Here is a 5,452-nt window from a genome sequence, read left to right as displayed (position 1 = left end):
CCTTGTAGTGAGGAAGACAAGAAGCCGCAAATATGGGTGGCCTCGGTGCCAACAGGGGCAGCGATGACTGGCAGTTATGAAAGACCGCCAGGCCGGACGGGGAAGAAAAGGGCGACAAGGTGCGCCAGCGCAGCCCCGCCAAGGGCCACAGGACGGGGCATTATGCCACATTTGCCCCTTGGGGTTCGAACAGGAATTCACATAAACAGCAGGGAATTGCCCGCACTTGCCTGTCATCGGTCTGGATCCGGCGCTGGCTGATTGATTGCAGTACAGATGCAGCAAAGAGAACGTCAAAGAGACCAACAGCACGCAACTGCCGATCTACAACAGGAGAGCTTAGTGACCACCACATTTTTGGTTAACCACCCCATCACCACGGCGCAGTTTGCGGCGTTGTTGGTGCAGACCTCGCTGGGGACGAGACGGCCGCTGGACCATCCAGGTACCCTGCAGGGCATGCTGGATCACGCCAATTTACTGATCACCGCTTGGCAGGGCGAGACTCTGGTCGGTGTGGCCCGCTCAGTGACCGATTTTCATTTTTGCTGCTACCTCTCGGATCTGGCGGTGGCTGAGTCGGTGCAGGGGCAGGGGATTGGCAAAGCCCTTATTCGCGAGACGTTTTTGCAATTGCAGCCCGGCTGCAAGCTGATCCTGCTGGCCGCGCCGCAGGCGGTGGCGTACTACCCCAAGCTCGGATTTAGCCAGCACCCGAGCGCCTGGGTGATGAGCAGCCTAGATGAACTGGTACTGGATGAGTTGGCATAAGCCCGTCAACTCATCCAGACAGGGTGAGATTAACTTATCCGGCTTGCTCCAGCGCCGGTTGCCGTGACTTGCCCCAGCGGCGCAGGCGCCGTTGCAGTGGCCGCTCCAGCAGGTTGTAACTTAAAGAAGAGAGCCCGATCAGCACCGCCAGCATCAGCAAGGTGGCCACTACCCCCAGCAGCGGGTTGGTCTGGCCATACCACCACTCGGTGAGCCCCGGTGCCAGATAGTGGATGAGCTCGCAGCCAGTGAGCAGCACCAGCGCATGGAGCAGATAGATGGAGTAGGAGAGATCCCCCAGCCAGTTGGTGAAGCGGTTATCCAAAAGGCGCAGCAGCAGACTCTGGCGCTCCCCTTGGGCGGCACAAATCCAGATCAGCAGCATGTAGGAGCTGATCAGCAACAGAGTCAATTGCGGTGTCATGGCGAACTGCATCAGCGCGAAGGGCAGCACAAAGGCGACCAGCAGCGGCAGATCATGCTGCATCATGGGCAAGCCTTTTGCGGCCTTGACCCTTGGCAGCAGCCAGAGGCCGAGCACAAATTCACTCACCCCGCGTCCCACTGCAAGCGCGCCGCTGGTGACATCCAGGGTGCCGCGACTGTGCACGATAAAGGCCAGCACCGTCAGCGCCAGCAGGGGGGCGAGATGGCTCCAGCGACTTCGGGTCACTGCCAGCGGAATAAGCAGCGGGAACAGCAGGTAGCTAATCCACTCTACGCTCAGGGACCAGGCGGCGAAGTTCCAGGTCAACCCGTGATCGGTTACCACCTGCAGCAGCAGGAAGGCGCTTGGCAGCGCCTCGGCCGGGGTGAATGGGGAGCCGAAGGGGGGCATCCCTTCCCACTCCCACATCTTGAACAGGGGGCCGGCATAGAAGCCTACTCCGTGCTGCGCCTTGTAAAGCTCCCAGCCGACCAGCAACAGCAGGGTTACAAGATAGAGGGGGTAGACGCGGGTCAGCCGCAGCCAGAGAAAACGGCCATAGCTCACGGTGCGAGGCGTGTGGGTGAAGGCCTCCCCATAGACATGGGCCAGCACCACGCCGCTCAAAATAAAGAACAGGTCGACCCAGAGGTAGCCATTCTCGATGAGTTGGGTGTGGCCTGCGATCGGCTCCATCCACTGGGGAAAGAGCAATAATCGGGCATGGAACAGCACCACCATCAGGGCAGCGATGCCCCGCAGCGGCGTTAACAGCGGCAATGATTGATTCATATCGGGATCCCTTGTGATGTTCAGCTTGGCCTGACATCTATTTTGTTGTTGTGCCGCCCATCAATCCTGACGGGACGGTTGCCCCGGCTCGGCTGCCGCAGGCGGGATCACACTACGGAAAAGAGAGTCATACGGATGTGATTTAAATCATAAATGTGCAGTTATTGTGCAAAGTAATTTAAACAGAGAAGAAGTGGGGCGCTGGCAGCAAAAGAGGAGGAGAAGGAACGCGAATAAAGCAGAGAGGGTGGTCATCGGGGCGAGCGTCAGGGTCAGGTTTATACGGCGCGATGCAAAACAATCAGGCCCGCAAGGGGCCTGATTGATCACAAGGGAAGATGACGACCGATCAGCGGGCGCGTACCACCAGTCCCTTGAGGTAGAAGCCTTCCGGATAGGCGGTACCGATGGGGTGATCAGACGCCTGGGAGAGCAGCTCCAGGATCTGGGCATCGCGACCGGCATCGAGCGCCGCATCGGCAACGATCTTCTGGAACAGACTCTGCTCCATCAGGCCGGAGCAGGAGTAGGTCAAGAGCACGCCACCCGGTGCCAGCAGCTGGAACGCAAGCATGTTGATGTCCTTGTAGCCGCGGCAGGCACCCAGCAGCTGGGCCTTGCTCTCGGCGAACTTGGGCGGATCCAGCACGATGACGTCGAACTTCTCGCCCTTCTCGCGATATTCACGCAGCAGCTTGAACACGTCGTGACGGACAAACTGGGTGTTGCTGGTATCCAGCCCGTTCAGCTCGGCGTTCTGGCGGGCGATATCCAGCGCATTCTGGGAGAGGTCGACGTTGACCACTTCCTTGGCGCCGCCCTTGAGGGCATAGACGCCAAAACCGCCGGTGTAGCAGAAGCAGTTGAGCACCCGCTTGCCTTCGGTGTACTTGGCGGCAGCCTGACGGTTGTCCCGCTGATCCAGATAGAAACCGGTTTTGTGACCGTTGCGAATATCCACCAGGATCTTGACGCCGCCATTCTCCTCGATGACGACCGGCTCGTTCGGGGTCTCGCCATAGATGACGCCGGTGCGCTCTTTCAGCCCTTCCTTCTTGCGCACTGCTACATCGGAGCGCTCATAGATGCTGCACTCGGGGTAGAGGGTACGCAGTGCCTGCGTTATCAGCTCGCGCTGGAACTCGGCACCGGCGGAGAGAATTTGGCACACCAGAAAATCGGCGTAGCGGTCGATGGTCAGACCCGGCAGACCGTCGGATTCGGCGGCGCAGAGGCGATAACCGGTGAGGCCCTGACGCTTGATCAGCGGATCGCGAGACTCCTGCGCATATTTGAGACGACGGATAAAGAAGTCGAGATCGACGGTCTCATCCTTGTCGAAGGTCCAGACCCGGGCACGGATCTGGGAGCTGCCTGACCAGGCGCCACGGGCGAGCCACTTGCCATCGTTGGCATAGATCTCGACGGTATCGCCGTCAATGGGGTTGCCCTGAACTCGCTCAATCCCCTTGGAGAAGATCCAGGGGTGGCGACGCAGCAGGGATTTTTCGCGGCCTTTGACGAGATAGATGGAAGCGCTCATGGATGTTTGCCGATGGTAGAAAGAAAAGGGGCCACATTCTATGTGCAATAGTGCGGCTAAGCCAGCCTTTGCTGGTATATGGCAGAGTGACGAATTGTACGTCTGGACAACGCCCGAGTGTTGCATATGCAAGATTTGCAGAATCTCAATGTTGGCGTTTCACGCTGTTTATCTTATATGTCACAGTTGGTTATGCTTGTTTTTTGTTCAGTGTTGGTCGCTATGTGTGCACAATGTAGTCAATAAAGCGTTTTAACCTTACTTTATAGTGATTTTCGCTAAAGAGTCATTTGATGATGTCGATAGTGGGGAAGACCATTTTGAATCTTTCCTGTATCGAGCTGTCCATGTTCCTCTCCATCGCTACCAATATTTCTGCCCTCAATGCTTCTCGCCATCTTGGTCAATCATCCAACACGCTGGATTCGGTATATCGACGACTCTCATCCGGCTTGCGCATCAACAGTGCCGCTGATGATGCAGCAGGCTTGCAGATCAGTAATCGCCTCACCAGTGAAGTGAACGGGATCAACACCGCTATTCGCAACGCCAATGATGGGATCTCGGTGATCAACATCGCCGATGGGGCGCTTGATGAGTCGGTGAACCTGATGCAGCGGATGCGCACCCTGGCACTGCAGTCGGGAAGCGGTGCCAATACAGCAGAGGATCGCGTAGCCCTGAATGCTGAGTTCAAGCAACTGCAGTTGGAGATGGACCGGATTGCCACAGGTACCCGGTTTGCCGGACAGGACCTGCTGGCGGGGCGTTACGAAGGTATCTTCTTGGTCGGTGCCTATGCAGGACAGAATACCGTCATTACCGATCTCAATGCCCAGACCAAAAATCTGGGGGAGATGGAGTGGCGAGCGCGCAGTCCGGCAGGAAGCAAGCCTGGGGCGTATGACATTGCTGATCTCAAGCTTTCATCTCAGCCTATCACCCTTAATGGCGTCACTTTTGACAAGGACTATTCAACCCTGGAAGCGTTCGTGGCAGATATTAATGGCACCACCTTTCCCAATAATCAGGGGCCGGTACAAGCGCAACAACTGCCATTTTCAGTCGCCTCCGCGGTCGATTTATCCGCATTACCCTCCTATATCGATGTGGCGGGTCACTCTGTGGATTTGACCACAGGCATTGATATGACCGGATGGGATCCGGTCAATCCGACAGCAAAAAATAGTGCCATCATGGCAACCGTGGTTCAACGCATCAACAGTACTGCGCAATCGGCAGGTCTGGGTTTTTATGTGAGTGCCTCCAACAACAGCAATCCCGCCAGCAATGCGTTGACCGTGCATAGCGCTCAGGGCAACAGCCTTGCGCTGGCCAATGGCACAACCCCCCCTCCGCAGCCAGCACCACCGGCGCCTCCGGTGATCAGTAGTTCCTCTCTGAGCTCTCTGTTACCCGATGTTACATCGACGACGTATATCGGTCAGATGGAGCTTCGTTCATCAGGCGACAAGTATTCCAATATTGACATGCAGGGATCGAGTTTGAATGCGCTTGGTTTTTATCAAGAGGACAAGAAGAAATACACCGTTGATAACATTGATGTCCTGAGTTACGACAACGCCAGCAGGGCCATCAAAACCCTGGATGTGGGTATGAAACAGCTGGGTGTTCAGCGTTCTCGGCTCGGGGCCCAAGCCAACGCGCTGGATTCACGGGTACGCAATCTGGCCAATGCCAATGAGAACCTCAGCGCTGCCCGTTCAAGGATCCGGGACGCCGACATGGCGGTAGAATCGGCGCGTTTGGTCAGCACTCAAATCTTGCAGCAGGCGAGTGCTTCGATTTTGAGTCAGGCAAACAGTCGCCCCAATGCGGCCCTGAGTTTGCTGCAATCCTGAGCGGGGCTGCCAGCCAGCATAGCAATTGGTCGCTATCATTCATGGTCACTATCCATA

Annotated in this window: 4 protein-coding genes; 2 read left to right on the top strand and 2 right to left on the bottom strand. The window is 56.8% G+C overall.

What is annotated here, in order from left to right:
* Positions 1-342: 342 nt before the first annotated feature.
* Positions 343-771, top strand: coding sequence for a GNAT family N-acetyltransferase (locus tag AB5Y85_RS10950; protein ID WP_257687519.1), 429 nt, complete (start codon positions 343-345; stop codon positions 769-771).
* A gap of 34 nt (positions 772-805) precedes the next feature.
* On the opposite strand, the gene AB5Y85_RS10945 is transcribed toward AB5Y85_RS10950, so the two are convergent.
* Positions 806-1,990, bottom strand: a complete 1,185-nt coding sequence (locus tag AB5Y85_RS10945; protein WP_257687518.1) for an acyltransferase — start codon at positions 1,988-1,990, stop codon at positions 806-808.
* A gap of 349 nt (positions 1,991-2,339) precedes the next feature.
* Positions 2,340-3,533, bottom strand: a complete 1,194-nt coding sequence (locus tag AB5Y85_RS10940; RefSeq protein ID WP_005336736.1) for a class I SAM-dependent methyltransferase — start codon at positions 3,531-3,533, stop codon at positions 2,340-2,342.
* Between the two features lie 293 nt (positions 3,534-3,826).
* Between AB5Y85_RS10940 and AB5Y85_RS10935 the strand changes: the two genes are divergently transcribed.
* Positions 3,827-5,395, top strand: coding sequence for a flagellin (locus AB5Y85_RS10935; protein ID WP_307772301.1), 1,569 nt, complete (start codon positions 3,827-3,829; stop codon positions 5,393-5,395).
* The last annotated feature ends 57 nt before the right edge of the window (positions 5,396-5,452 follow it).

The sequence above is a fragment of the Aeromonas sp. R3-1 genome (assembly GCF_040908345.1).
GTDB classification, from domain to species: Bacteria; Pseudomonadota; Gammaproteobacteria; order Enterobacterales; family Aeromonadaceae; genus Aeromonas; species Aeromonas veronii.
This window is presented reverse-complemented; position numbering and strand designations above follow the sequence as displayed.

What these genes read in the sequence shown, in the direction of transcription:
- AB5Y85_RS10945 (WP_257687518.1), bottom strand. Translation starts at nt 1,990, where the DNA reads ATGAATCAATCATTGCCGCTGTTAACGCCGCTGCGGGGCATCGCTGCC.
- AB5Y85_RS10940 (WP_005336736.1), bottom strand. Translation starts at nt 3,533, where the DNA reads ATGAGCGCTTCCATCTATCTCGTCAAAGGCCGCGAAAAATCCCTGCTG.
- AB5Y85_RS10935 (WP_307772301.1), top strand. Translation starts at nt 3,827, where the DNA reads ATGATGTCGATAGTGGGGAAGACCATTTTGAATCTTTCCTGTATCGAG.